This is a genomic window from Caryophanon tenue, from assembly GCF_001700315.1.
GTDB lineage: Bacteria > Bacillota > Bacilli > Bacillales_A > Planococcaceae > Caryophanon > Caryophanon tenue.
The window spans coordinates 1-25,677 of sequence record NZ_MASJ01000012.1 but is presented as its reverse complement, the minus strand read 5'-3'; the positions used below and the strand labels follow the sequence as shown (position 1 = coordinate 25,677).

Annotated in this window: 25 protein-coding genes and 1 rRNA gene; 12 read left to right on the top strand and 14 right to left on the bottom strand. The window is 40.3% G+C overall.

What is annotated here, in order from left to right; all coding sequences use genetic code 11:
• Positions 1 to 162 precede the first annotated feature (162 nt).
• Complete coding sequence (locus A6M13_RS07760; protein ID WP_066544716.1) at positions 163 to 1,632, top strand: leucyl aminopeptidase; 1,470 nt, start codon at positions 163 to 165, stop codon at positions 1,630 to 1,632.
• Between the two features lie 124 nt (positions 1,633 to 1,756).
• On the opposite strand, the gene mnhG is transcribed toward A6M13_RS07760, so the two are convergent.
• The 7 genes from mnhG to A6M13_RS07725 are packed head-to-tail and all read right to left on the bottom strand — an operon-like array spanning position 1,757 to position 7,525.
• Positions 1,757 to 2,125 (bottom strand): monovalent cation/H(+) antiporter subunit G, encoded by a 369-nt coding sequence (gene mnhG / locus A6M13_RS07755; protein WP_066544713.1) that lies wholly within the window; start codon positions 2,123 to 2,125, stop codon positions 1,757 to 1,759.
• Positions 2,106 to 2,390, bottom strand: coding sequence for a Na(+)/H(+) antiporter subunit F1 (locus A6M13_RS07750; RefSeq protein WP_066544711.1), 285 nt, complete (start codon positions 2,388 to 2,390; stop codon positions 2,106 to 2,108). The genes mnhG and A6M13_RS07750 overlap by 20 nt, the downstream gene beginning before the upstream one ends.
• Positions 2,387 to 2,866, bottom strand: a complete 480-nt coding sequence (locus A6M13_RS07745) for a Na+/H+ antiporter subunit E (protein WP_066544709.1) — start codon at positions 2,864 to 2,866, stop codon at positions 2,387 to 2,389. The genes A6M13_RS07750 and A6M13_RS07745 overlap by 4 nt, the downstream gene beginning before the upstream one ends.
• Before the next feature lies 1 nt (position 2,867).
• Positions 2,868 to 4,358: a Na+/H+ antiporter subunit D gene (locus A6M13_RS07740; protein ID WP_066544707.1), complete on the bottom strand. Its 1,491-nt coding sequence runs from the start codon at positions 4,356 to 4,358 to the stop codon at positions 2,868 to 2,870.
• Positions 4,351 to 4,698: a Na(+)/H(+) antiporter subunit C gene (locus tag A6M13_RS07735; protein WP_066544704.1), complete on the bottom strand. Its 348-nt coding sequence runs from the start codon at positions 4,696 to 4,698 to the stop codon at positions 4,351 to 4,353. Before A6M13_RS07735 ends, A6M13_RS07740 begins: the two co-directional genes overlap by 8 nt.
• Positions 4,699 to 5,121: a Na(+)/H(+) antiporter subunit B gene (locus A6M13_RS07730; RefSeq protein ID WP_066544866.1), complete on the bottom strand. Its 423-nt coding sequence runs from the start codon at positions 5,119 to 5,121 to the stop codon at positions 4,699 to 4,701.
• Positions 5,108 to 7,525: a Na+/H+ antiporter subunit A gene (locus A6M13_RS07725; RefSeq protein ID WP_066544702.1), complete on the bottom strand. Its 2,418-nt coding sequence runs from the start codon at positions 7,523 to 7,525 to the stop codon at positions 5,108 to 5,110. The genes A6M13_RS07730 and A6M13_RS07725 overlap by 14 nt, the downstream gene beginning before the upstream one ends.
• 163 nt (positions 7,526 to 7,688) lie before the next feature.
• Here A6M13_RS07725 and A6M13_RS07720 point away from each other — a divergent pair, with 163 nt between their 5' ends.
• On the top strand, positions 7,689 to 8,249 hold the full coding sequence (locus tag A6M13_RS07720) for a DUF5366 family protein (RefSeq protein ID WP_066544698.1): 561 nt from the start codon (positions 7,689 to 7,691) through the stop codon (positions 8,247 to 8,249).
• Positions 8,250 to 8,296: 47 nt separating this feature from the next.
• Here A6M13_RS07720 and A6M13_RS07715 read toward each other — a convergent pair whose 3' ends face one another.
• The 3 genes from A6M13_RS07715 to A6M13_RS07705 all read right to left on the bottom strand — a co-directional run bounded on the left by A6M13_RS07715 (position 8,297) and on the right by A6M13_RS07705 (position 12,689).
• Complete coding sequence (locus A6M13_RS07715) at positions 8,297 to 9,178, bottom strand: DUF6612 family protein (RefSeq protein ID WP_066544696.1); 882 nt, start codon at positions 9,176 to 9,178, stop codon at positions 8,297 to 8,299.
• A gap of 368 nt (positions 9,179 to 9,546) precedes the next feature.
• Complete coding sequence (locus A6M13_RS07710) at positions 9,547 to 11,400, bottom strand: transglycosylase domain-containing protein (protein WP_066544695.1); 1,854 nt, start codon at positions 11,398 to 11,400, stop codon at positions 9,547 to 9,549.
• A gap of 77 nt (positions 11,401 to 11,477) precedes the next feature.
• Positions 11,478 to 12,689 (bottom strand): MFS transporter, encoded by a 1,212-nt coding sequence (locus tag A6M13_RS07705; protein ID WP_066544693.1) that lies wholly within the window; start codon positions 12,687 to 12,689, stop codon positions 11,478 to 11,480.
• Between the two features lie 203 nt (positions 12,690 to 12,892).
• On the opposite strand from A6M13_RS07705, the gene A6M13_RS07700 reads away from it, so the two are divergent.
• Positions 12,893 to 13,480, top strand: coding sequence for a peptidylprolyl isomerase (locus A6M13_RS07700; protein ID WP_066544690.1), 588 nt, complete (start codon positions 12,893 to 12,895; stop codon positions 13,478 to 13,480).
• 22 nt (positions 13,481 to 13,502) lie between these two features.
• Positions 13,503 to 13,715 (top strand): hypothetical protein, encoded by a 213-nt coding sequence (locus A6M13_RS07695; protein ID WP_066544688.1) that lies wholly within the window; start codon positions 13,503 to 13,505, stop codon positions 13,713 to 13,715.
• Between the two features lie 109 nt (positions 13,716 to 13,824).
• Here the strand turns inward: A6M13_RS07695 and A6M13_RS07690 are convergent, their stop codons facing one another.
• Positions 13,825 to 14,988 carry a MalY/PatB family protein gene (locus tag A6M13_RS07690; protein ID WP_066544687.1) on the bottom strand — a complete coding sequence of 388 codons (1,164 nt, stop codon included), beginning with the start codon at positions 14,986 to 14,988 and terminating at the stop codon, positions 13,825 to 13,827.
• Between the two features lie 74 nt (positions 14,989 to 15,062).
• Here A6M13_RS07690 and A6M13_RS07685 point away from each other — a divergent pair, with 74 nt between their 5' ends.
• On the top strand, positions 15,063 to 15,323 hold the full coding sequence (locus A6M13_RS07685) for a DUF1871 family protein (protein WP_066544686.1): 261 nt from the start codon (positions 15,063 to 15,065) through the stop codon (positions 15,321 to 15,323).
• A gap of 133 nt (positions 15,324 to 15,456) precedes the next feature.
• On the opposite strand, the gene A6M13_RS07680 is transcribed toward A6M13_RS07685, so the two are convergent.
• On the bottom strand, positions 15,457 to 16,791 hold the full coding sequence (locus A6M13_RS07680) for a sodium-dependent transporter (RefSeq protein ID WP_066544685.1): 1,335 nt from the start codon (positions 16,789 to 16,791) through the stop codon (positions 15,457 to 15,459).
• 196 nt (positions 16,792 to 16,987) lie between these two features.
• Here A6M13_RS07680 and A6M13_RS07675 point away from each other — a divergent pair, with 196 nt between their 5' ends.
• The 5 genes from A6M13_RS07675 to A6M13_RS07655 all read left to right on the top strand — a co-directional run bounded on the left by A6M13_RS07675 (position 16,988) and on the right by A6M13_RS07655 (position 22,422).
• A complete protein-coding gene (locus tag A6M13_RS07675) occupies positions 16,988 to 17,527 on the top strand; it encodes an RNA polymerase sigma factor (RefSeq protein ID WP_066544683.1) in 540 nt (179 codons plus the stop codon).
• On the top strand, positions 17,517 to 19,064 hold the full coding sequence (locus A6M13_RS07670) for a hypothetical protein (RefSeq protein ID WP_066544682.1): 1,548 nt from the start codon (positions 17,517 to 17,519) through the stop codon (positions 19,062 to 19,064). Before A6M13_RS07675 ends, A6M13_RS07670 begins: the two co-directional genes overlap by 11 nt.
• Before the next feature lie 145 nt (positions 19,065 to 19,209).
• Positions 19,210 to 19,584: a S1 domain-containing post-transcriptional regulator GSP13 gene (gene yugI / locus A6M13_RS07665; RefSeq protein ID WP_066544681.1), complete on the top strand. Its 375-nt coding sequence runs from the start codon at positions 19,210 to 19,212 to the stop codon at positions 19,582 to 19,584.
• Positions 19,585 to 19,878: 294 nt separating this feature from the next.
• A complete protein-coding gene (locus A6M13_RS07660) occupies positions 19,879 to 21,123 on the top strand; it encodes a Glu/Leu/Phe/Val family dehydrogenase (RefSeq protein WP_066544680.1) in 1,245 nt (414 codons plus the stop codon).
• Positions 21,124 to 21,264: 141 nt separating this feature from the next.
• Positions 21,265 to 22,422, top strand: a complete 1,158-nt coding sequence (locus A6M13_RS07655; RefSeq protein WP_066544676.1) for an iron-containing alcohol dehydrogenase — start codon at positions 21,265 to 21,267, stop codon at positions 22,420 to 22,422.
• A 58-nt stretch (positions 22,423 to 22,480) separates the two neighbouring features.
• Here the strand turns inward: A6M13_RS07655 and A6M13_RS07650 are convergent, their stop codons facing one another.
• On the bottom strand, positions 22,481 to 23,476 hold the full coding sequence (locus tag A6M13_RS07650) for a cation diffusion facilitator family transporter (RefSeq protein ID WP_066544674.1): 996 nt from the start codon (positions 23,474 to 23,476) through the stop codon (positions 22,481 to 22,483).
• A 16-nt stretch (positions 23,477 to 23,492) separates the two neighbouring features.
• A complete protein-coding gene (locus A6M13_RS07645; RefSeq protein WP_066544672.1) occupies positions 23,493 to 24,212 on the bottom strand; it encodes an MgtC/SapB family protein in 720 nt (239 codons plus the stop codon).
• Between the two features lie 113 nt (positions 24,213 to 24,325).
• Here A6M13_RS07645 and A6M13_RS07640 point away from each other — a divergent pair, with 113 nt between their 5' ends.
• Together A6M13_RS07640 and A6M13_RS07635 are read left to right on the top strand one after the other, a co-directional pair.
• Positions 24,326 to 25,204 carry a DMT family transporter gene (locus A6M13_RS07640; RefSeq protein WP_066544670.1) on the top strand — a complete coding sequence of 293 codons (879 nt, stop codon included), beginning with the start codon at positions 24,326 to 24,328 and terminating at the stop codon, positions 25,202 to 25,204.
• A gap of 282 nt (positions 25,205 to 25,486) precedes the next feature.
• Positions 25,487 to 25,677: ribosomal RNA gene (locus tag A6M13_RS07635) — 16S ribosomal RNA — on the top strand; the annotation flags it as partial.

The window sequence follows — 25,677 nt, the reverse complement described above, 5'->3', positions numbered from 1 at the left end:
GCTCACCCCTCAACAATCGTTATTAGTAGTATACCCAATCTGCTTCTAAAACATTAAAAAAATTCGTAAGGCGAAATATTCGTTGGGCGGTGAATTTACGGTATAATAAAAGCGAACGCATCGCTTGACGGTGCAACTTTACGATAGTGGAGGCACATATATATGCAAATAACAATGACAGCAGTCAAACAATTAACAGCAAACACATTAGTAATTGGTGTCGCAAAGCATCCATCACAAGCAACGATTGACGTAGCAAAAGTATACGGTGTTGATGTCGCAGAATGGATTAAATCAGAGGATATTGCCACTGGCGCTGAAAAAATCACGACCATTCCTGTTGTACATACGGCGGTAAAACGTCTAATGTTTATCGGTATTGGTGACGGCAAAGACGTATCGACAGCAACATTACGTAACGGTTTTGGCTTAGCAGCGAAAGCTTTAAAAGGGGATAACGTCGCGATTGCCCTTGATACATTTATAACAGCAACAATTGATGCGCAGCAAGTAGCGTATTTAGCGGCTGAAGGATTAGTGTTAGGCGGCTATAAAGTGCCGAATTATAAAACAACATCGAACGCACCAGACGTTGTATTAACAACTGTAGAACTTGTATCAGCAGCTGATGAAGAGGAAGTTATCGAAAGCTTCACAGTAGGACGCATTTACGCAGAAGCGCAAAATGAAGCACGTTCTTTAGTAAATATGCCACCAAATTTGTTAACAGCAACTGAGCTGGCGAACTACGCGGTGAATATGGCAGAAGAATTTGGCTTAGAAGTGGAAGTATTAACAAAATCGGAAATCGTCGAGCTTGGCATGGGCGGTATTTTAGCGGTGAATAAAGGGTCTGTTGAAGAGCCACGTGTTATTACGTTGAAATACAAAGGCACAGATTCTTGGGACAATGTAATTGGCTTAGTTGGGAAAGGCGTAACGTATGATACAGGCGGTTACTCATTAAAGCCAAAAGACGGCATGGTTGGTATGAAAGGTGATATGGGCGGTGCAGCAGCTGTACTTGGCGCAATGCGCGTTATCGCACAAGTGAAACCAGCGAAAAATGTCGTTGCGGTAATTGGTTCAACGGACAATATGATTTCAGGCGAAGCGATTAAGCCAGATGATGTTATTACAATGTATAACGGCAAAACAGTCGAAGTATTAAATACAGATGCAGAAGGTCGTCTTGTGTTAGCAGATGCTGTTGTGTATGCACAGCAGCAAGGTGCGGAAGCAATTGTAGATGTTGCAACATTAACAGGCGGTGTCATTATTGCGCTTGGTATGGATAAAACAGGTGCGTTAACAAATAATGACGAGTTATTTGAAACGTTATTAGAAGCATCGATGGATACGGATGAATTTATTTGGCGTTTACCATTAACAGAAAATGATAAAAAACGTATTCGTAAATCAGACGTAGCAGACTATAATAATTCACCAGGTCGCGATGGTCATATGATTTTTGGTGGTGGTTTTGTCGGAGAATTCGTTGGGGATATGCCTTGGATTCATTTAGACATCGCAGGAACGTCCGATACAAAATCGGCGTATGCAACAGGCACAGCAGGCGGAACAGGCGTAATGGTACGTACACTCGCTGCGTTTGTGGAAGATTTAGCATAAGAAAGATGCACAACGCAAATGTGCCAAACATCGTGTTTGGCTCATGCGATGCCCGTGAAGTGGTGTAACACAAAGCGCAAAAAAAAGTGGTAAGAGAAATGTTGATACTTCTCCTACCACTTTTTTATTTCACGCCTTGTTCTTTTTTCATGCGCTCAATTTCAGCAGCTAAATCATCATGCTTTGTGTTTTTGTACGGTTTCACACCAGCAATATACGATGATCGCCCCATAATATGACCGCCAACTGGTCCGGTAATAAATAAGAATAAAACCCCTAATAAAATACGTGGATTAAAGACATCTTCAATTAACCAAAAGTGAAAGAATACACCGAGTAAAATACACATGACCCCAAGCGTTGCACTTTTCGATGCAGCGTGTGCGCGCGTGTATAAATCGGGTAAACGAACAAGCCCAATAGCAGTGACGACGATAAATAAAACCCCAATACTAATGAAGAAAATGACTAAACTATTTGCGAGAATTGTCACGGTCTATGATGTCTCCTTTCTCAATAAATTTTGAGAAGGCGACTGTACCAATAAAGGATAAAATCGCAAGCAATAAAATAATTTCTAAATAATACGATGTATCCGCCATAATCGAGAACAAGCCGACTAATGAAATGAGCGCGACCCCGATCGCATCGAGTGCAACAACACGGTCAGACGCATCAGGTCCTTTCACCATACGGTATACCATTAAAATCATACAAATCGCGATAAGCGAAATCGCTATCCAAATAAATACCATCATGCGCGGCTCACCTCCTTAATCGCTCGTTCAAACGATGTGCGAATGCCATCAATTTCACCTTCAACATCGGTGCAATCAATCGCATGGATATATAATGTTTTCGCATCATCAGATACATGAATCACAACCGTTCCCGGTGTTAACGTAATTAAGCTTGATAACAGGACAATTTCCCAATCTTCCTTTAAATCAGTTGGATATGCAAAAAATGCGGGCTGCATATCAAGCTGTGGCTTTAACACCACTTTTAATACGGCAATATTTGCTTTAATTAACTCACCGATAAATAGCCATGTTAGCTTAATCGCTGCCCATACGCGGTGAATGTACAAGCGGCTTCTAAAGAAGCGGCGCATACCAATGAGTAAAATTAAACCGAGTACATATCCGACAATAAAGCCTTGACCGCTAAAATTTTGTACGATAAACATCCAGACGAATGCGACACCGAAGTTTAATAAAATTTGAAATGCCATATTATTCGCCCCCTGTCACAGCGTTAATATAAATCGCTGGGTTCAGCAATGTTTCACCAGCATCTGCCATATACGGCGCGATTGCTTCAGCACCAACGCCATAAGCAACCGTTATAGCGACTAATACAATGGTCGGGAGTAATTGTCGTTGATATGTCGTTTGTGAAATCGAAATCGTAGCCGGTTGTTCCTCGCCCCAAAAGGCATAAATAAAAATACGAATAACAGACAGTAGTACGACAAGGGATGATAGTAAAATCACGATACTCATCCAAGGATTATTCGCTTCAAAACCACCTTGTACGATGAGTAATTTTCCGATAAAACCGCTAAGTGGGGGAATACCAGCTAAGCTAAATGCCGCGACTAAATACGTCCAACCAAATACCGGATAGCGTTTCATTAAGCCACCCATTTTACGTAAGTTGGCTGTACCCGTTAACGCGATAATTGTACCGCCTAGCATAAATAGTGCCGCTTTGATTAGCATATCATGCACGATATAGTACATTGCACCTTCTACACCTGCTGTATTCATTTGCGATACGCCAATTAAAATAATGCCGACTGCAATTACGATATTGTAAATAATAATTTTTGTAACATCGAAATAGGCAAGTGCACCAATACAACCGAAAAGAATTGTGCCGATGCCTAAAATCATTAACAATTCATGTGTGAAGCTTTGGTCGTGAATGAAAATTAATGTATATGTACGCATAATCGCATAAACACCGACTTTTGTAAGCAGTGCGCCAAACAGTGCTAATACAGGTGTTGGGGCTGCTGCGTACGCTCTTGGCAACCAGAAAAATAACGGGAAGATCGCTGCTTTTAAGCCAAACACGATTAAAAATAGCACTGCAATCGTTGTTAAAATGGCAGGCTGTTCAAGTGTTGCGACTTTTTGCGCAATATCCGCCATGCTAAGTGTGCCAACCACCGAGTATAAAAATGCCACTGTAATGACGAATAACCCCGATGAAATAATGTTAATCAGTAAATAATGAATCGAACCTTGGAGTTGTTTTTTCTCGCCACCAAGCACAATTAATAAATATGATGACATTAAAAACACTTCAAAGAACACGAACAAGTTGAAAATATCACCGGTTGTAAATGCGCCGTTAATACCGGTAATAATAAACATAATGCCAGCGTAGTAATAAAATTGTTCACGTTCTTTTCCAATTGAAGAAAAGCTATACCACACGATAAAAATCGTTAAGAGAAGCGTGGTCGTAACAAGTAAAACCGACACCATATCCGACACCATCGTAATCCCAAATGGCACTGGCCAGCTACCGAATGTTAATGTTTGTGGCCCTTCTTGCTGAACGGTCATCATTAATGAAATCGACACACCAAGTGCAACGAGTAAACCAAGGAGTGACACCGTACGTTGGAATATAATTTTTTTCGGTGCAAACATTAAAATAATCGCTGTTAAAAACGGAATTAAAATTGGAAGTAATACTACATTATTATTCATCGCTGTCACTTCCTTTCATGTGCGTCGTATTATCGGTTTCAAGTGATTGGTACGCACGGTAGGCGACAACTAAAATAAACGCTGTCACACCAAAGGCAATAACGATGGCTGTTAAAATAAGTGCTTGTGGCAGTGGGTCTGCAAATTGACTTGCTTCGACACCATCTGCTAATACAGGCGGAGCTTCACCGCCAAGCCCCCCCATTGTTAATACGAGTAAATGTACACCGTGACTGAGTAAGCCTGTACCGATAATAATCCGTAATAAACTACGAGAGAGCATTAAATAAGTGGCGGCCATAAACAAGAAGCCAATGACAAAAGCCATAACGATTTCCATTTATTCATCCTCCCCGATTGATTGAATAATTGTGAGCGTAACGCCGACAACAACTAAATATACACCTGCGTCAAACAGCATGGCTGTATGGAGCGATGTGTTGCCAAAGAACGGTAACTCGAAATAATCATAAAAATGTGTAAAGAACGGCTCGCCGACAAACATTGGGAAACTTGCCGTACCTACTGCTAGTAATAAACCAGTTGCAACAAGCAGGCGATAGTTAATATTAAAGCCGGTTTGTACGGTCTTCAAATCGAACGCTAAAATTAAGAGCACAATCGCACTTGCCGTTAATAAGCCCCCGACGAAGCCGCCTCCTGGTGTGTAATGTCCAGCCATAAAAATATGAATGGAGAAGAGAAAAATAATGAAAAACACAATTTTTGCCGTAAATTGCAAAATGACATCATTTGTTTTCAGCATGTTTTTTCTCCTTTCCTTTTGCATCTAAACGCAACTTAATTAATCCGTAAATACCAATGCCGGCAATACCGAGCACGGCAATTTCAAATAATGTATCAAAGCCGCGGTAATCTACTAAAATAACGTTAACGATATTGCCCCCACCTGCTAATGAGTACACCGTTTCTTTATAATATTCAGAGATGGATGGCATGAGCTTTTGCGACTGTGCAGCAATGGCAACAATCGTAACTGTTGCGCCGACAGCAAGTGAAATGATAAAACGATTCACTTGGAAGCGCATGCGATTTTCTTTCCGACTATTTTTCGGTAAGTGATAGAAGCACAGTAAAAACAGTGCTACTGAAATCGTTTCAATGACTAATTGTGTTAAGGCTAAATCAGGTGCGTTGAAAATAACAAAGAATAACGCCACTGTATACCCAACAACACCAAGACCGATAATTGATGTTAAGCGTGATTTTGTAAAGATGGTAATGAGTGTTCCAACGACAAGAACCGCAATAATGACAATGTCATAAAAGCGAACAGGCGCTGTATGTGTTGTAGAGAACGCAAAGCCACCTTGTGTAAATAATGTCCCAAGTACAAGCACAACAAAGCTACCGAGCATGTACAGTAAATACGTTTGGTTGGACTTGCCCATATACATATTTGATAAGCGGTTCATGCCTTGGTCACTAAGCGTCATCATGCCGTCGTATAAGAAGTTCAGTCCGTTCGGCATTTTATTGTAGTGGTGTTGCCATTTCGTTAAGGTCATAAATACAACGAAACCTACTACAAAAATACCAAGCGTCATCAATAACTCTGTATTAAAGCCGTGCCATGCGCTAATGTGTACGTCAATATCCGCCGTAGTGCTATATAAGAAAGGTTGGATAGCGATAACAGCTGGTTTAATAAAGTACGTTGCGACGATATTTGGAATAAAGAAAATCGTTACAACAAGCACTGCTAAAATAATGGGTGAAACTAACATCCCAATTGGTGCTTCATGTGCTTTTTTTGGTAATTGGTCTGGCTGATGTTTGCCAAGGAATGTATGTGCGACGAAGTATAAGCTATATGCGAATGTAAAGACAGAGGCAACCCATGCGATGATCGGGAATAGTACGCCCCATGTATCAAAGTGGAAGAAGCCAAATTCTGTAATCGACAGCATCGCCGTTAAAAACATTTCCTTACTTAAGAACCCATTGAAGAATGGTACACCTGCCATAGATAAACTACCAATCATGGCAACGGTAAAGCTAAGCGGCATTAAACTCATTAACCCACCAAGCTTTTTAATATCACGTGTGCCTGTTTCGTGGTCGATAATACCAACAATCATAAACAAGCTACCTTTGAAGGTTGCGTGGTTAATTAAATGGAAAATCGCAGCGAATGCGGCATACTTAAATACCGTTTCAGCAGCACCTTCCACATGATACGCCATCGCACCAGCGCCAAGTAGTGACATAATTAAGCCAAGCTGACTGACCGTAGAAAATGCTAAAATGCCTTTTAAATCGGTTTGTTTCAGCGCAAAGAATGAACACCAAACTAGTGTGAGTAAACCAGTGGCCGTAACGAGCCAAATCCACAACTCAGATGCTGCGAAAATGGGTGTGAAGCGGGCAACTAAATAAATGCCGGCTTTAACCATCGTTGCCGAGTGTAAGTAGGCACTAACGGGTGTGGGTGCTTCCATTGCATCTGGTAACCAAATGTAAAATGGTCCTTGTGCAGATTTTGTGAACGCACCAAATAACACTAAAATAAGCGCCCACGTAAAGTAATCATGTTCAAATAATACCGGTGCTTGCGCGATTAATTCACGGATAGAATACGTATCGCCCATAATGCTAAGTAACACAAAACCACCGAGCATTAAAAGTCCACCAAATACTGTAATCATCATTGATTTTAATGCGCCAAAGCGTGAGGCATCTTTATGAAACCAATAGGCGATTAATAAAAATGATGAAATGGATGTTAATTCCCAAAATAAATAGAGCGTAATGACATGATCAGATTGCACAACGCCGAGCATCGCTGACATAAACATCAGCAAGTATACATAGAAGTTGTGAAGTTGTTCTTTTGTGCGATCTAAATAAAAAATCGAATACAGCACGACAAGCGTTCCGATTCCGGTAATTAATAAAGAAAATAACAAACTTAATCCATCTATGTACGATATAAATGATAGTTGCAATGATTCTACCCAATGCAATGTGTCTGAAAAAGTCTCACCATTTGCGACGCGTTGAATAAAGCTTGTATAAAACAGAAACAACGTAAGCGGTACGGCTAATACAAACCAGCCAGTATGAATATGTTTAAATGATTTATACAAAAATGGTACGACAATTGCGACGATCAGTGGGATGAAAATTGCTAACACTAGATTCATTAGAATCCCCCTTTTTATGAAGAATGGTCGTTATGCTTAGTAATTATAGCGCATTTTTCTAGGCTCTGCATGAACAAGGCGGGGAAGGAGAGGTTGAACAAAAGGATTTATATAGAGTATTATAAATAGGAAAGAAGACCAGAAAAAAAGAGGAAAAAATTTAATGAAAAATCCGTATTTGTATGGCTATTTACCTTTAATTTCGGTTGTTTTGTTTAGTTTGACGTTCGGTGTTTACGCAGTGACTGAATCGATTCAATTATTCAAAGTAATTGGTGTGTACAGTGGAATGGCACAATTTTTATCTGATTTTGAAATTCGCATCTTTTTATTAGTCGTATTTATGGGCTGTTTTTTTATGTTGTTTTCTGCATTAAAATTAGTTGGAGAAACGATTCACGAAATCGGAATGCTGTTGTTTGCGAAAGATTTACAGCCTGAAACATATAGCAGTGCGAAGTCGGCTTCAACGATTGTATTTTTCGGCTCAATCGTTTCTGCATTTGGCATGAGCTCATTGAGTGTGTTAGGTTTTATTTTTGTTGCGACGATGATTGTCTACTTTATGTTTGTTGTGTACAAAATGAGTGATGCGATGTCGACAACGGGATTAGTCGGTCTGTTGTTTTTTGAGATTTTAGTATGGGCAGTTATGCTATTATCTATTGGATACGTGATTATGAAGTTGTATAACAGTATTTTATCGAGCTTACCCATTCATTAAATACATAACAAAAACGCGCATGCTCGTTATGAGTTGCGCGTTTTTTCTTACTGCTGTGTGGCATCAACTGCAGTATCGATAACTTCTTGTGGAATATCAATTGTGTCTAAATGGTTATAGTCTGTAAACGTCATATTCGTTGTCGTTTCTACGGTCATTGGCTGACCTTCCATATCCATTGTCATATTTAAATTTACCAGTACATCTTGAATATCAAATGTTTCTTGGTTAACGACATATTCATAGTCGCCACTTGTAATGTCGACAGCATCCATTGCTGTTTGTAATTCTTCCTCTGTTAACGGTTCGCCACCAGCTGTACTATTCATCATGCTTTCCATTTGCTCACGTACGAGCGCATTGAATTTGTCACCTTCAATCGTAAGCTTGAGTACATAGTTATCTCCGTCTTCTTCAACCGTTAAATCATTTGTAAACTCTTTTAGTTGTTCAAGCTGTTGTGTTTGGTCCACATTCGCCATATTTGCACTTTCAAAAATAGCGTCAGCTTGCTCTTGTGGAAGCTTTAGCCATGTATTCGATGTTGGGTCTTGATAGAAGAAACCTTGCTCGGCGTTTAAGTACATCTTCATGGGCATATCGACTGTTTCTTCGCCCATTTGCATATTCATGGTTGTATCCATCGCTAAGGCTAATGGTTCGATAATCGTATCAATTGTCCCGTTCATCGTCGTCTTTACTTCCTGCGTTTCGCCATCTGCTTCGACATGCATGTTTTGTGTCGTTTCCATCGTAGCCGAAACACTTTCCATCGCCTGTTGACGTTCGATCGTTTTCGATAACACATCTTCTGCGCTTAATTCTTCGCCGCCTGTCGATGTAACAGCTTGTTCGGTATCTGTTTCACCACATGCTGCAAGTGAAAAAACAGCAGCACCGGCTGTCATCGTTAAAAATAATTTTTTCATATCATTTACCCCCATTTATACATGTTTCTGCTGTTATGTCTAAAAACAACTGATATTTATATAGTACCCGTATTAGCGGAGATTAAATTACGCCAAAAGATGCTTCTTTTAAACATGAAAGAGATGCGATGGAATGCCTAGTTATATAGGTAAATGGGGAAGAGGAGGATTAGACTTTAAAAAAATACGAGACTGGGACAGAACCCTATTTCTGATGAAAATACGTGTATGGAGATGAGAAGAATTTGCGTCCGCTATGTGGCGTAGCACCCAAAGCAAAAAAATATCCTTCAGCAGTTATCGTTGCTGAAGGATATTTCTTTTTGTCCCAACCTCTGTGTTTTTTCTCAGGTGCACTCTTTCCGTACTTAATCATTCAGTAAAATATTAAAGAGTTGATGGTGGATTTTTCGTTTTTCTAAGCGTTCCATACTAGCAGGCTCATCATAGCCAATCCACACAGACACGGTATAGTTATTACTTAGACCGGCAAGCCAAAAATCATGATAGCGGTTTGTTGTACCTGTTTTTACGCCGACATAGCCATCTGTTGAATAAACGCCTTCGCCTGTACCGTTAATCGCAACATCAGCAAGCATTTTTTTCATTTGTGCTACCGTATGGGCTGACCAAATTGTATCTCGTTCTGCTGGCCATTCGTATAAAAGCTCACCTTCTTTATTTTTCACTGAGCGAATGGCATGGGCGCGTACATACGAACCATCTGAGAAGCTCGCGTATGCATCGGCTAATTCAACAGGCGTTACCCCATACGTTAAGCCACCAAGTGATGTGGCATAATTACGGTCCTCTTCTGAAAGCGATAAGAAGTGGAAGCGGTCAATATAGCTAAAGGCAGTATCAATGCCCATTGTATAAAATAGACGCAGTGCCGCTGTATTATGACTCCAGCGGAATGCACTCGTCATATCGGTGCGTCCATATGTATAGCCACCGTAATTTTGTGGACAGAAGTTGCCGACACAAATAGGTGCCGCATTCACTGTTTGTGATGCATACGCACCCGTTTCTTCAATGTATGGTCCATAAACAGCGAGTGGTTTAAACGCTGAGCCAGGTTGTCGTATAGCTTGATATGCGCGGTTAAAATCAAATTTTTCATAGTCTTTTCCTGCATATAAGCTAACGATTTCACGTGATTGGTTATCAATAACGACACCAGCGCCTTGTAGTGCAGAATAATGATGAAGCACACGATCCATTTTCGTCACATCTTGTGCATGGCGTGACGTATCAAGCGCTGTGTGAATCGTTATGCCCGCATCAAGCAATTCACGAACACGTTGCTGTAGCTTCGCATAAATGACGTCATAAGTGTCGCCCTCTGCTTTTTTCAATTGTTGCGCAAAGCCTTCTTGTTCGGCAACGAGCCATTCAAACTCCTGTAATACATAGGTTGTGTACATTGGATGTTGTTGTGCTTTTTCTTTGACGTTTAACGTAATAGCTTCCGCTTTAAATTGCGTTGCTTCGTCTGCTGTAATAAAGTTTGTGCGTACTAAGCCATCAATTAATAGTTCTTGGCGCTTTTTTGTGGCGTCAAAATTTTTCAGTGGGTTATACATCGACGGATTATTTGGAATCGCTGCAAGAAATGCCATTTCCGCTTTTGATAGCTGTGGTAAATCCTTTTGGAAATAGTACTGTGCCGCAGCACCAACACCATAGACTAAATTACTGAAGTACATTTCATTTAAGTACATTTCTAAGATGACGTCTTTATCATGCGTTTTCTCAAGCTCATACGCATAAAAAAGCTCGGTAATTTTTCGCTCATATGATTTTTCGGTCGTTAAGTAACGCATACGCACAAGTTGCTGTGTAATCGTACTACCACCTTGCTGAATATCATCACTTTGGGCATTTGAAATAAACGCACGCGTAATGGCACTCAGGTCAAAGCCAATATGATTGTAAAACTCCTCATCTTCATTTAATAGAAAAAGTTGTTGCATAAAATACGGAATATCATCAAGTGCATACGGTTCATGCAAATTGACATATTCTTCGCTAAACAGTGTGCCTTCTCGGTCCGTCATTCGAACGGGCAGTGGCGTCTCGACATCCGGCATAATAATTTTTTCTTCAATTGCATACTGTTGTGCCTCCGCAAAGCGAAGCTCATTAACGAATAAAGTGCTAATCGCAAGTAGGGCAGGAATGGCTGTAAAAATTAATAAGAAGCCAAAACGACTACGCATAAAAACGCCCTCCAAATATATAGAATTAACAAAAGAATAGCATATTTCTCCTAGGAGAAATATGCTATTGCGATAATTTAATGCGATTTTATTAATTCATCAAAGCTTTGAACGGGTGTTCGCTGCGCATACCAGTTAATAAAGAAACCGAGCGCGAAAAATGAAGCCGTAATAAAGAACACTGCAGAAATGCCACCAAAACCTGCAACGAATCCACCAATAACAGGCCCTGCGATATTACCGAGGAAGCGGAAACTTTGGTTATAACCCATAATTTCACCTTGTACTTCAGCGGGAGCTTCACGACGAATCATCGCGTTTGTTAATGGAATTAAGCCACCAGCAACACAGCCAAATAAAAAGCGTAGTACAATGAGCTGCCATAGCTCTGTGACGAATGCTTGTGGAATAATCACGACAATACTAACCGCAAGCAGTATACCTAAAATTTTCTCATAGCCAATATCATCTCCGAGCTTGCCCCAGTAGCGTGACATGAGTAAGTTACCAACACCTGTCGCACTGAATGTAATGCCGGCAAGAAGCGCGACTTCCGCAGTAGGTGATAGTTCAGATACATATAAAGAAAGTAGCGGTTGAATACTAAAGTTACCAATTTGTAAAAGCATCGCAATAAACATAATGCTAAACATTGTACGGTGATGGAAAATACTCCATACAATATTTTTGCGGTTGTACACACTCTTTTGTGATTTCGGGGCTAATTTTGGTTCGCGCACACCAAATATAATAAATAGTGCGGCAATGCTAATCGCAATGGCAATATACGTAAATGTATACGTAAAGCCAACTTGGTCGGCAAGTAAACCACCAATGACCGGACCAAATAATGTACCGGCTGTGCTACCCATTTGAATGGTGCCGAGTGTTTTACCGGCTTCTTTTCGTGGTGTATGTTTGCTAATAAATGCAATTGATGTGGGAATGAAGCCTGTTACGATACCCATAAATAAACGGAGAAGAAAGAATTGTTCGACGGTGTTCACGTAGCCCATTAAAAAGACACTGACACCGATACCGATACTATTCATAATTAAGATAGGTTTGTAGCCGAAGCGGTCGGCAATACGCCCCCAAATCGGAGACATAATTAAAGCTGTGACAAAGGTTGCGGCGAAAATTAACCCTGCCCAGCGTTGAACGTACTCATCCGTGAAGTTACCAAATGTTTCAATGTATAACGATAAAAACGGCATAATCATCGTCATCGAACCTGCAACGAGGAAGTTCGCAATAAGGATAATTATAAAGTTTCGATTGTGTTTCAAAAATGCATCCCAGCTTTCTTATGTGATGTTACTTCCATTATAACTTATTTCGTATTGCGAACCAAATAGTTTGATTGGCGAACGAAATGCTTGCAAAATCGCAGTTTTGCTGTTTATAACTGAAAAATGGTGAGGAATATGGTAAACTAACAAAGTAAAAGGTAAATGCTTTACATAAACTGATATTTAAAGGAGAGACATCTATGTTTCCACAATTAACAACAGAAGTTCAAGCTGGCGAAAAGCTAGTTGAAATGAAAACATCAATGGGTTCAATCAAAATTAAATTATTCCCAGAGCAAGCACCAAAAACAGTTGAAAACTTTTTAGGTCATGCAGAGTCTGGTTATTACGAAGGTATTATTTTCCACCGTGTGATTGAAGACTTCATGATTCAAGGTGGCGACCCAACTGGTACTGGTATGGGCGGCGAGTCAATTTGGGGGCATTCATTTGAAGATGAGTGTGTACCTGAATTAATGAACTTACGTGGTGCTTTATCAATGGCGAACGCGGGTCCTGGTACGAACGGTTCTCAATTCTTCATCGTACAAGCGAAAAAAGTTCAAGTGCCAATGTTAAAACAGATGGAAGTACGCGGCTGGGAAAAAGAAGCTGTAGATGCTTACAAAAAAATGGGCGGTACTCCTTGGTTAGACGGTAAACATACTGTATTCGGTCAAGTTGTAGAAGGTATGGATGTTATCGACGCTATCGCTGTTGTTGAAAAAGGTTTCCAAGACAAGCCAAAAGAAGATATCGTTATCGAAAAAATTACAGTTTTACAATAATCAAATGTAAGGTTGTGAGCGGATGAATCTATCAGCGTTTTATATGATGTTTTTATACTTTCCGGAGAATAAGACAGAATATATTCCAGCTTTTTTAGAATTTGCATTTTTCTTCGTACTATGTGTTATCGTGTTTATCGGTTTTCAAAAAATCTCGAAAAAGCAAGAGCTACGCACAAAAGAGTTAGAACAACAAATTTTAGAGCAACGCAAGTCACAACATTTGCAAGATTGACGGTGAAATAAAGAGATAAGGACAAAACCTTTCTCTGAATTAAAGAAAGCCGCGGTGAACATAATGTTCACCGCGGCTTTTTTGTGTATTGATAGATTGATGTATGGAATTAAGCGTGTTGCAGCGCGCGTTTCATACGTACAACTGCTTCTTTAATGACGCTGCGTGGTGAGGCGATATTGATGCGGAAAAATCCTTCACCAGTGACGCCAAATTTAGAGCCAGGATAAATAATTACGCCTTGTTCTTTGAAACGTTGCATTAATTCTTTTTCCGTAATGTCTACACCGCGCACATCCATCCACATTAAGTAAGAGGCTTCAGGCGCCCACACACGGATGCCGTCAATTTGCTCTAGTTCTGCTTTTACATAGTGAATCGTTTCCGCTAAATAATCCATTAACGCGTCTAACCACGGTTGCCCTTGCGTATAAGCGGCTTCTGTGGCAGCAATTGCAAAAATATGTGGACCCGATTGCGCCGCATTCGTAGCAGCTGTTTGGAGTGCTGTATAAATGTCTTTGTTCGCTGTAACAGCGACTGCAAATTGAATGCCTGCTAGGTTAAATGTTTTTGTTGGCGCGATTAAGGTAATGAAGCGATCTTCTTTTGTTGTCAGTGGCATAGCAGGCACATGTGTATGTGGTGCGAATACTAAGTCAGCATGAATTTCATCGCTAATAAGTAGCACATCGTATTGACGACAAAGTGTAACGATACGAGCAAGCGTTTCTTGTGACCACACTGTACCACCTGGGTTATGTGGATTACATAAAATATAAGCATCACTCGTTTTTAGCATGTCCTCTAATGCAGCAAAGTCATACTCAAAACGTTCATTGCCGATTGTTAGTGGACATTCTACTACTGTTCGTCCTAAACGCTCGGGCACATCTTTGAATGGATAGTAAGCCGGTGTGGAAATCACAATAGTAGCATCAGCGGGCGTGCATTCGCGAATAATAGCTGCAAGTGCTGGTACTACACCTGAATAGAAGAGAATGTCTTCTTTGTGAATCGTCCATCCGTAGCGAGCTTGCCAATGAGTAATGGCTGTATATAAACTATCAGGTGCTTTTGTATAGCCATAAATTGGGTGTTGCATGCGTGCTTGCCATGCTTCTTCAATGACAGGTGCGACTGCAAAATCCATATCAGCTACCCACATTGGAATGACATTTGCATCGGTTGGCGTCTGAAATAAATCAGGTAAAGCATCCCATTTGAATGTGGAAGTAGGACGACGATCATATACTTTATCGAAATCAAACATTTATAAACATCCTTTCCTTTTTGGCAATTCATGTTATTATTACAATTACTATTATATACGAACAAGGTGATGTTATGGAAAATATCGAGATGAATCGTAAAGCAGTAGCAACGCTTGCGAGCTGGGACCCTTTTAATATCGGTGATGACAATTATGAAACTGAAACAGCAGATGTGGTAGCGGCATTACAAAGCATCGACGACCCATCTGCATTAGCGAAAGTTATTCAATCAGTATATGAACATTCGTTTGAAGAATGGATTCCATTTGAAAAGTGCGTAGAGATTTCTTACAAGCTCATCGGTATTAAATTCGAAGCGAAGTGTATTATTTAAAAAGGCATTTGGATAAAATGCCACGTTGTGTTTACCGCGAAACGCGTCCGCTATGTGGCGTCGCACTAAAAGCAAAAAAATATCCTTCAGCAGTTATCGTTGCTGAAGGATATTTTTTGTCTCTATCTGTTTGTTACGCAAATAAATTATACAGTGAAATGGTAATAATCGCGATTGGTGCAATGACACATACAATCGTACGCCATAACCAATAGCCCGCGTTTGGTAAGTTTAGCTCTGCTTTTGTGACATTCGTTTTGTAGTAATACGCTACGAATAATGAGAACGCTAACGCACCAATTGGCATTCCGACATTCGCTGTTATATAGTCAATGAAATCAAAAATGGATTTATCCATAATGAAAATATTTGACCATACACCAAATGATAAGGCACTTGGAATACCTGCTAAGAAAATAACAAGACCGACAATCCATGCGCGAGAGCGACGTTTTTCGTAATTATCTTTCACGAACACAGACACTGTAATTTCAAGTAATGAAATAGAAGATGTTAATGTCGCGAATAATAGTAAAATAAAGAATATGATAATTAATACGCTACCCATTGGAATCTGTTCAAACACAGCTGGTAAAATAATAAATACTAAACCAGGTCCTTGTGCCGGTGAATAACCTAATGCGAACACAGCTGGGAAAATAACAAGACCTGCTAAAATTGAAATCGCAATATTCATCCATGCTACGTTAAACGCTGAGCTTGTAATCGTTTCTGTTTTCGGTAAGTATGATGCGTACGTAATCATCGCACCCACACCTACGCTTAACGAGAAGAATGCTAAGCCTAATGCGTTTAATAATGTTTCCATATTTAAGTATGACCAATCAGGTACAAACATAAATTTAACGCCTTCCATTGCACCATCTAATGTTAGTGAACGAATGGCTAATAAAATGAAGAAAATAAATAAAGCAGGCATCATCCATTTACCGGCGCGTTCAATGCCGCCTTTAATGCCGCTTTGTACGATGAAAATGGTAATAAACATAAACATGGCTTGTGCGAAAATAACTTCCCAAGGGTTCGCAATCAAGCTGGAGAATAATTCTCCGTAATGTTCCTCAGAACCACCGTTTAACTGGAACGTCACAGCACGGAATAAATAACTTAAAATCCATCCACCAACAACTCCGTAAAACGATAAAATAAGTGCAGATACGATAACACCTAACCAGCCAGCTAAAAACCAAGGCTTTCCGGGTGCTTCTTTTTTAAATGCCGATACAGCATCTGCTTGGCTACGACGCCCAATTAAAAATTCAGACATTAAAATCGGTAAGCCGATTAGTAACGTACATAAGATGAATAGTAAAATGAAGACACTACCACCATTTGTCCCTACAGTGTAAGGGAATTTCCAAATAGCACCGAGACCAATAGCGCTACCAGCAGCCGCTAATATAAATCCAATCTTAGATGTGAATTGATCTCTATTTGATGACACAATTTAACCTCCTAAAGTGTATAGAACAATATAATACAACAAAGTGAAGTCAAATGGGTAAAAAGATTTGCGCAATTTTTGCAAAATTAAAGTTTCGTGATATTTCGAGTAGAAAGAAAACATAATAAAGCGAATGAATTGTAACAAAACGGTAATAAAAATCGTAACATAACTAGAACAAGTAGAGAGTAGGGGGACTATGGATCAACAAATCATTGCGCGGGCACAGCAAGGGGATAAAGAAGCGTACCGTGAAATTGTGCTGTTTTACGGGCATACCGTTGAGCGTTTTGCGTATCAGTGTGGTGTTCATCCGAATGATATCGGGGATGTCGCGCAGGAAGTATTTTTAAAGCTTTATCGTTTTTTGCATCAATTTAACCAAGAGCGTTTTACGACATGGCTCTATAAAATTACGTTAAATACAGCGCGTGATTTTTATCGTAAAGAAGCACGGGAAACAAAGAAGGAACAAAAACTGCAACAAACATTGCTTGAGGAAGATACATTGCATCTACTCGCGTATGAAGAAGATCGCGAGCTACACGAAGCGATTGTTCAACTAAAAGAAGAATACCGTATGCCGCTTATTTTATTTTACTTTCACCAATTGCAATATGAAGAAATCGCAGAAGTGCTCGGCCTTACACTCGCGAATGTGAAAGTACGCATTCACCGAGCGAAAGAGCAACTAAAGCAAATTTTAATAACACAGGAGGGTTCGGCATATGGACGATAAGCAATTAGAAGAAAAACTACAACTACTCGATAAATCGTATCATCGTATGCCACAGCATTTAGATGTCGATGCCCTTATGCAAAAGATTGATGAGGAAGAAAACGCGAATGCACAGCCCGTTATCAATAAACAACCGAAAAAAATGTGGGTGTGGGGACTAGGGGCAGCTGCGATGTTTATTGGCGGCGTGTTAGTGAGCCCATATATTTTAGAACAAGAAAGTGAGTCTGTTATTGAGACGCGTTCAGTAGAAATGGATACAGGGCAGACGGAGCAAGCAGAGCCTCTTGATGTTGTAGAGTATTACGGCAGTGAGGCAGATATGCCACTGTTACCTAATAATGATGAAGTGATGGAACGTTTAACGGTATATCAGCAAACATTACGTGCAGATGTTCAGCAAGAGCTTGGACTTAACGATGAAGAATTGAATGCTGTGCCATATATCGTTTCAGCAGATAAAGCATTTGCACAAGCCCTTTCGGAAATGGAGAAATACGATTTTATTTTTAGAGATGAAGACAGCATCTTTTTAGATTATGCAACACCAGCGATGCTTGCCGAACGAGGAAAAGAAGCGGCAGGTTTAAGCTTTGGCGATGAAATAAGCGTCACGATTATTGAGTTTATGATGACGCGTTTAGAGCAGCTTACGGCTACTTACACGTCACGTACTAATAATGACGCAGCTGTGTTAGCGCGCCAAGGCTTATATGAAGACGGAAGCACCATTAACTTTCGCTATGACGAGTTTGCAGAGCGTTACCGAGCAAGCTTAGCACAGTTTGGTGGTTTCCAAGGTTTGCTGGCATTTGCGGAGTTTCAGGAGCCACTTTATATTGCAGATGATATTCGTTACGCACCAGAAGATATATTAGCGTACTATAGTGAGATGACAAATGCGTTACTTTATTTTAGTAGTAACCGTGCGGAGTTAAATATGCGTGTTGATGTCTATGATGCGTTTGAACTCGAATATGTCATTGCTATCACACGGATGTTAAAAGGGACAACGGATTATCCGTTGAATCAACGTGTACTGCAAAAACTGATCGATGCAGAGCCGCCAATTTTTGCGGAGATTGCAGCAACGATTTCTGAGGAATTACAACGCGGTGTCACGACGACAGCTGACGCATTAACATATGAAGATATTGAAGCGATTATTGCGGAGCATCAGCAACCAAAGCCACATGTACTAGAAAATAGTGGTTCATGGTCGAGCGGTGTGACGAATTATTTTAAAAGCCAAGATGTACAAACGTGGGAAAACTACTCAATCGACCAAATAAATGCATTGTCGGATTTGGCAATCATTTTATATTATGTCTATGCACAAGAAAATAATCAGAAAGATATGGTGGCGTATTTACACAACGGTCAAGAGTTCACATTGCCGATTGATACATCCGCTGTTATTGGCATCGATTATATTGTTTCTGAAGAGGAGCAGATGAAAGCGAATATTCAAACAGCAGACGGTAAGGCATCTGTTATGTTTGAAAAGATAGATGGTGCTTGGCGACGTACCGAGTAATTCTATCAAGATTTAAGCGAGAACATCGCCACTTCAACACATAATCCGAGCATGGCTCAATGCGATGTTTTGCCACGTTACCAGTGGTCTGTTATAATTTAACTGATATTTTAAACATGTATGTAATAGAAAGTAGGAACGGTTGATGGCAAAACAATACAAAGTAGGTGACGTTTTAACCGGTACCGTAACCGGCGTACAACCATACGGGGCGTTTGTAGCGCTAGACGAACAAACACAAGGACTTGTGCATATTTCAGAAATTACGTATGGCTTTGTCAAAAATGTAGGTGATTTATTAACAGTCGGTCAAGATGTACGAGTGAAAGTGCTCGAAATTGACGATGAAGCGCAAAAAATTAGTCTTTCAATTCGAGCGCTACAAGAAAAGCCACCTGTCAAACGACGAGAAGCGACACCACGCAAAACATTGCAAGACCATGTCGATGAAAATGATGCAAATGGTTTTAATTCGTTAAGAAACAAATTGCAAGATTGGATCGATCAATCAGGTCAGTAAATAGCGGAAAAAGCATGTGTACACGGAACGGCGTACGCATGCTTTTTATATGCGATAAATTCGATGGAACTGATGCTAATCTTCTATAGAAAAATTAATTGAATAATACTTGCGTTTTTATGGATGAAATGCAAAAATGAGGGTACTTTTACATCGCATTGAAAAATACAATTACTCGTATGATAGATTGCTAGAAATATGGAGATTTTTTAACTTAATTTCTGCATAAACGATAGAGAATGTGTTACAATGATGCGGAATACAACCAATTTAGGATAAAGAGGCGAGAATGAAATGGCTGAAAATTTAAACCTGTTCACATCGACGCAAGAAGTAATTCACGAAGCATTAGGTAAACTAGGATATGATGAAAGCATGTACGATTTATTAAAAGAACCACTTCGCATGTTACATGTACGTATTCCAGTAAAAATGGATGACGGAACGACTAAGGTGTTCACAGGTTTCCGTGCACAACATAATGACGCAGTTGGACCAACAAAAGGTGGCGTACGCTTCCACCCAATGGTAAGCGAAGAAGAAGTAAAGGCATTATCTATGTGGATGACGTTAAAGTGCGGCATCGTTGATTTACCATATGGTGGTGGTAAAGGTGGCGTTATTTGTGACCCACGTCAAATGTCTATGGGTGAAATCGAACGTTTAAGCCGTGGCTACGTACGTTCAATTAGCCAATTCGTAGGTCCAACAAAAGATATTCCAGCGCCAGACGTGTTTACAAACGCGCAAATTATGGCATGGATGATGGATGAATATAGCCGAATTGATGAATTTAACTCTCCAGGCTTCATTACAGGGAAACCACTTGTACTTGGTGGTTCACAAGGTCGTGACCGTGCAACGGCAGAAGGTGTAACGATTGTGATTGAACAAGCAGCGAAAAAGCGCGGTTTAGAAGTAAAAGGCGCGCGCGTTGTTATCCAAGGTTTCGGGAATGCAGGTAGCTTCTTAGCGAAATTTATGCATGATTTAGGTGCAAAAGTTATCGGGATTTCAGATGCACACGGTGCGTTGCATGATCCAGAAGGGTTAGACATTGATTATTTATTAGACCGTCGTGATTCATTTGGTACGGTAACAAACTTATTTGAAAATACAATTTCAAACCGCGAATTATTAGAGTTAGAATGTGATATTTTAGTGCCTGCTGCAATTGAAAATCAAATTACAGCTGATAATGCACACGATATTAAAGCATCAATCGTTGTTGAAGCGGCAAATGGTCCGACAACAGCAGAAGCAACGAAAATTTTAACAGAACGTGGCATTCTTTTAGTACCAGATGTATTAGCATCAGCTGGTGGTGTAACGGTATCATACTTTGAGTGGGTACAAAACAACCAAGGTTACTACTGGACAGAAGAAGAAGTACGTGAAAAATTATATCGTAAAATGGTAGACGCTTTTGAAAACGTCTACACAACTGCAACAACACGTAATATTAATATGCGTTTAGCTGCATATATGGTTGGTGTGCGTCGTACAGCAGAAGCTTCTCGCTTCCGCGGATGGGTGTAAACAGCTAGTAAAGTAATAGAAAGAGCATTAAAGGCACTCGTGCTTTTGATGCTTTTTTTCATTGTGACAAGGAATTTTAGCTAGACGACGCGAACTTATAAATAGAAGACATGTATTACATAATTAAAGGAGGTATTACAGATGCATAACTTTACGTTTCAAAACCCAACGAAGTTAATTTTTGGGAAGCAATCTGTGAAAAAATTACGTAAAGAGGTCGCAAAATACGGTCAAAAAGTTTTGCTTGTGTATGGTGGTGGCAGCATTAAACGAAATGGTGTATACGATGATGTTCGAGCACAGTTAGAGGGCTTTGACATTATTGAGCTTGCCGGTGTTGCGCCGAATCCACGCGTTGAAACAGCGCGTCAAGGAGCGGCACTTTGTAAGGAACATCAAATTGATGTTGTACTAGCAGTTGGTGGTGGCTCAGTCATTGATTGCTCCAAATTAATTGCAGCAGCTGCGAAAGTGGAAGCAGATGCATGGGATATTGTACGTGGAAATGTGAAAGTAACGGAAGCGTTGCCGATTGGTACGGTATTAACGCTGGCGGCAACAGGCTCAGAAATGAATGCTAGTTCGGTTATTACAAATGGCGAAACACTGCAAAAAATTGATTGGGCAAGTAAATATGTATTTCCAGCCTTTTCAATTTTAGACCCTTGTTATACGCTATCAGTGCCACGCGACCAAACGATTTACGGCATCGTTGATATTATGTCGCACGTATTTGAACAATATTTCCATGACGCAACGAATACGAAAGTAACCGATGCCATGTGTGAAGGCGTGTTACGTACTGTAATCGAAACAGCACCACTCCTTTTAGCCGATTTAGAAAATATCGAATACCGCGAAACGATATTACTTGCGGGGACAGTGGCGCTTAATAATAGTTTAGGAATGGGCTCTGTTGGTGATTGGGGAACGCATGGCATTGAACATGCTGTTTCTGCTGTATACGACATTCCACATGGTGGCGGTTTAGCGATTTTATTCCCAAATTGGATGCAGCATAATGTACGTATTAGCCCGAAGCGTTTTGCGCAGTTAGCAGTGCGTGTATTTGATGTGACGCCTGAAGGAAAGACGATTGAAGAAGTCGCGCAAGAGGGGATTGCAGCATTACGCGCATTTTGGACATCCATTGGTGCGCCGACCCGTCTAGCGGATTATGGCATTGATGCATCGCAAATTGATCGTATGGTGGAGCATGCATTAATCGATGGCCCGTTTGGACATTTTGCACGATTAGATTCTGAAGATGTGTATGAGATTTTAGAGAAATCATTATAATACATGAAAGAGGTTCGTTCTACGCCAATGACGACGTGGAACGAACCCCTTTTAAATATTACGGACGAATTTTATGGAGCACCGTCGGACGTTCTCCGCGATGAACCCATTGCTGTGTACCGTCATCCTCATCAAAGTAAATCATCACTTTTGTGACACCTGGCTGGCTTAAAATCAGCTCTGTTAAGTGGTCACGGACATCATCTAAGTAGGCAAGTGATAAAGCTGGGTTTGTTTCTGCCACTAAATCGACGTGCAGGAACTCGCCTTCTTTGACGACATCTAAGCGTGAAATATCACGAATATCTTGATGGTCACTTACTAAGTGCGCAATGTGGTTGAGCATAATGCCATCCGTTTCACCAATCGCACCACGCGCATTATCTAAGAAGACACGTGCCACAACATAAAACATCATTAATCCAATCACCATCGAAATAATACCTTCAAGTGCAAAATAGCCTGTCGCATTTGCAATGACAATTGCTAAAAAGGCAAGAATATTTCCTGATGTTGCCACTAAATCTTCCATCCAAACAAGCTTTGTTGCAGGCTTTGCGCGATTTAAATATTTAACGGATTCAGGGATGGACATGATACCCTTTGATTCAACCCCTACTTCATGTAACACTTCTTTTGCTGCCTTATGAAGTACAACTGCTTCTAAAATAATACCAAGTGCTAATACACCAAGTGCAATCCACATACCTGTTGACTCTGTCGCAGGATGGCGGAAGTGATGCCAACCTTCTCGAATCGTTTCATACGCTAAAATCCCAACAATTAAAACGGCCCCTAAACAGACGAGATTGACGACACGTCCAAAACCATTTGGGAATCGCGGACTTGGTGCTTTTTTCGATAACGCTGAACCGATAAAGACGAAAAATTGGTTAGCTGAGTCACCAAACGAGTGCATCATCTCCGCGAACATTGCAACATTTCCAGTAAAGAAAAATGCAACACCTTTAATACAGCCTAAAAAGAAGTTCACACAAGCTGCGAGCAACGATGGACGGTTCCCATCTTTTAATAATGCAAAAAGTTCTCCCATACGCAGTACCTCCCATTTACAATAACTCGATTTCTACTCGTTGAATGTATGGTAATTCGTACAGTTGTTGATAAAGTTCAATTGTCTTAACCGAAGCGGGCGCTGCTAAACGTAAATGCAATTCATGCCGACACACAAGCTGTGAATCGTAACGGTCTTTTACGTGCGCATGCTCAACAAGTAATTGCGCCTTTTCCAAATAATTCATGACATCTTGTAATTGATGAATGTCTGCTACTTGAACGATAAGCGAAATTTCTTTCATGCGTAAACGTTTTGGACCAATACGCGTTAAAAATGGAGCAAGCCATTCAATGCCGATAAGCACAATAACGGCGGCGATGAAAGCTTCGGCATAAAACCCTGCACCGACTGCAATACCAATCGCAGCTGCACCCCAAATTAACGCAGCTGTCGTTAGCCCTGAAATGCTATCGTTCCCACGGCGTAAAATGACACCAGCACCTAGAAAGCCAATACCACTTACAATTTGTGCCGCTAATCGAAGCGGGTCCATCGTAATATTAATATCTTCGCGTCCAGGCATTGAATAAGCCGTTTCAATTGAAATGACCGTTAATAAGCAACTAAAGCTAGCGATCACAAGACTTGTCTTTAACCCAACTGGCTTCTTTTTTAATTCCCGTTCTAATCCAATGACTAAACTTAAAATACAAGCAATGATTAATTTAAATAATGTTTCTAATGAAATAATGTCAGTAATAGATGCTAGCATAAAGTAGCCTCCTCTGTATTTAGTTGCGAGGAACATACGAACGTGAGAGAATAAAACCGCATTTACTGTATTGTACACGAAAGCTTGGCAGTAGTTAGGTGGGGAATTACTAGATGAAAGTAAATCCATATATTTTAATTGCAATTGGCGTTTTCTCTGTATCGATGTCCGCAATTTTTGTGAAACTCGCTACAGCTGATGCAGGCGTCATTGCTTTTTACCGGATGCTGTTCTCTGTGTTGTTAATGGCACCGTTTTTTTTAGTGAAATATCGGCATGAACTGACAACGCTATCGAAAAAAGACTGGTTGTTTTCAGGAATCGCAGGTGTCTTTTTAGCGTTTCATTTTATTTTATGGTTCGAGTCGTTGAATTATACATCGGTGGCAAGTTCCACTGTGCTCGTAACAATGCAGCCATTGTTTGCGTTTATTGGTACGTATTTATTTTTTAAAGAAAAAATTACCCTTCAAACATTCATTGCCGGACTGATTGCAATCTGCGGTAGCTTTTTAATTGGGTGGGGCGATTTCCAAGTAAGTGGTTCTGCTTTATATGGTGATATTTTAGCGCTTATTGCATGTGCGTTAATTACGGGGTATTTATTATTTGGTCAAGATGTGCGTCAACGTGTTTCGCTTATGACGTATACAATGATTGTTTATTCGGCGAGTACCATTACGTTGTTCTTCTATATAGTAGGAAAAGGCGAATCATTCGGTCCATACTCTGCAGAGAACTGGCTTTGGTTTTTATTATTAGCGATTGTGCCAAACCTTTTAGGACATACATTATTTAACTGGGCAATCGCGTATGTCAGCACGAATGTGATTTCAATTGCTATCTTATTTGAACCAATTGGAGCGGCAATATTAGCATATATTATATTGAACGAGGGAATTTCTTGGTTGCAGCTACTCGGTGGTGTCGTTATTTTGCTGGGAATTATGCTGTTTGTTGTTGATATTAAAAGTCTTAAAAAGTTTTTTTAAAAAAGTACTTGTCAAAGTGAATAGTGTGCGATATAGTATTACTTGTCCTTAAGAGGACGCCAAAACAAATGAGATGAAAAAAGCTGTTGACAAATAGATCGATGGTAGAGTATCATTTTAAAAGTTAGCTCATTTAGAGCGCTTACATGAACCTTGAAAACTGAACAACAAACGTTGATGAAACATAGTCGGTTTAACCGACAAAATTATGACATCTTAAATGATGCCAGCAACATTGAGAACTTCGGTTTGAGATGAAAAATTTGAGCTTAACTCAAATTCTTTTTGGAGAGTTTGATCCTGGCTCAGGACGAACGCTGGCGGCGTGCCTAATACATGCAAGTCGAGCGAACTGACTTGAGAAGCTTGATTCTCAATGACGTTAGCGGCGGACGGGTGAGTAACACGTGGGTAACCTACCCTATAGACTGGGATAACTTCGGGAAACCGGAGCTAATACCGGATAATTGATT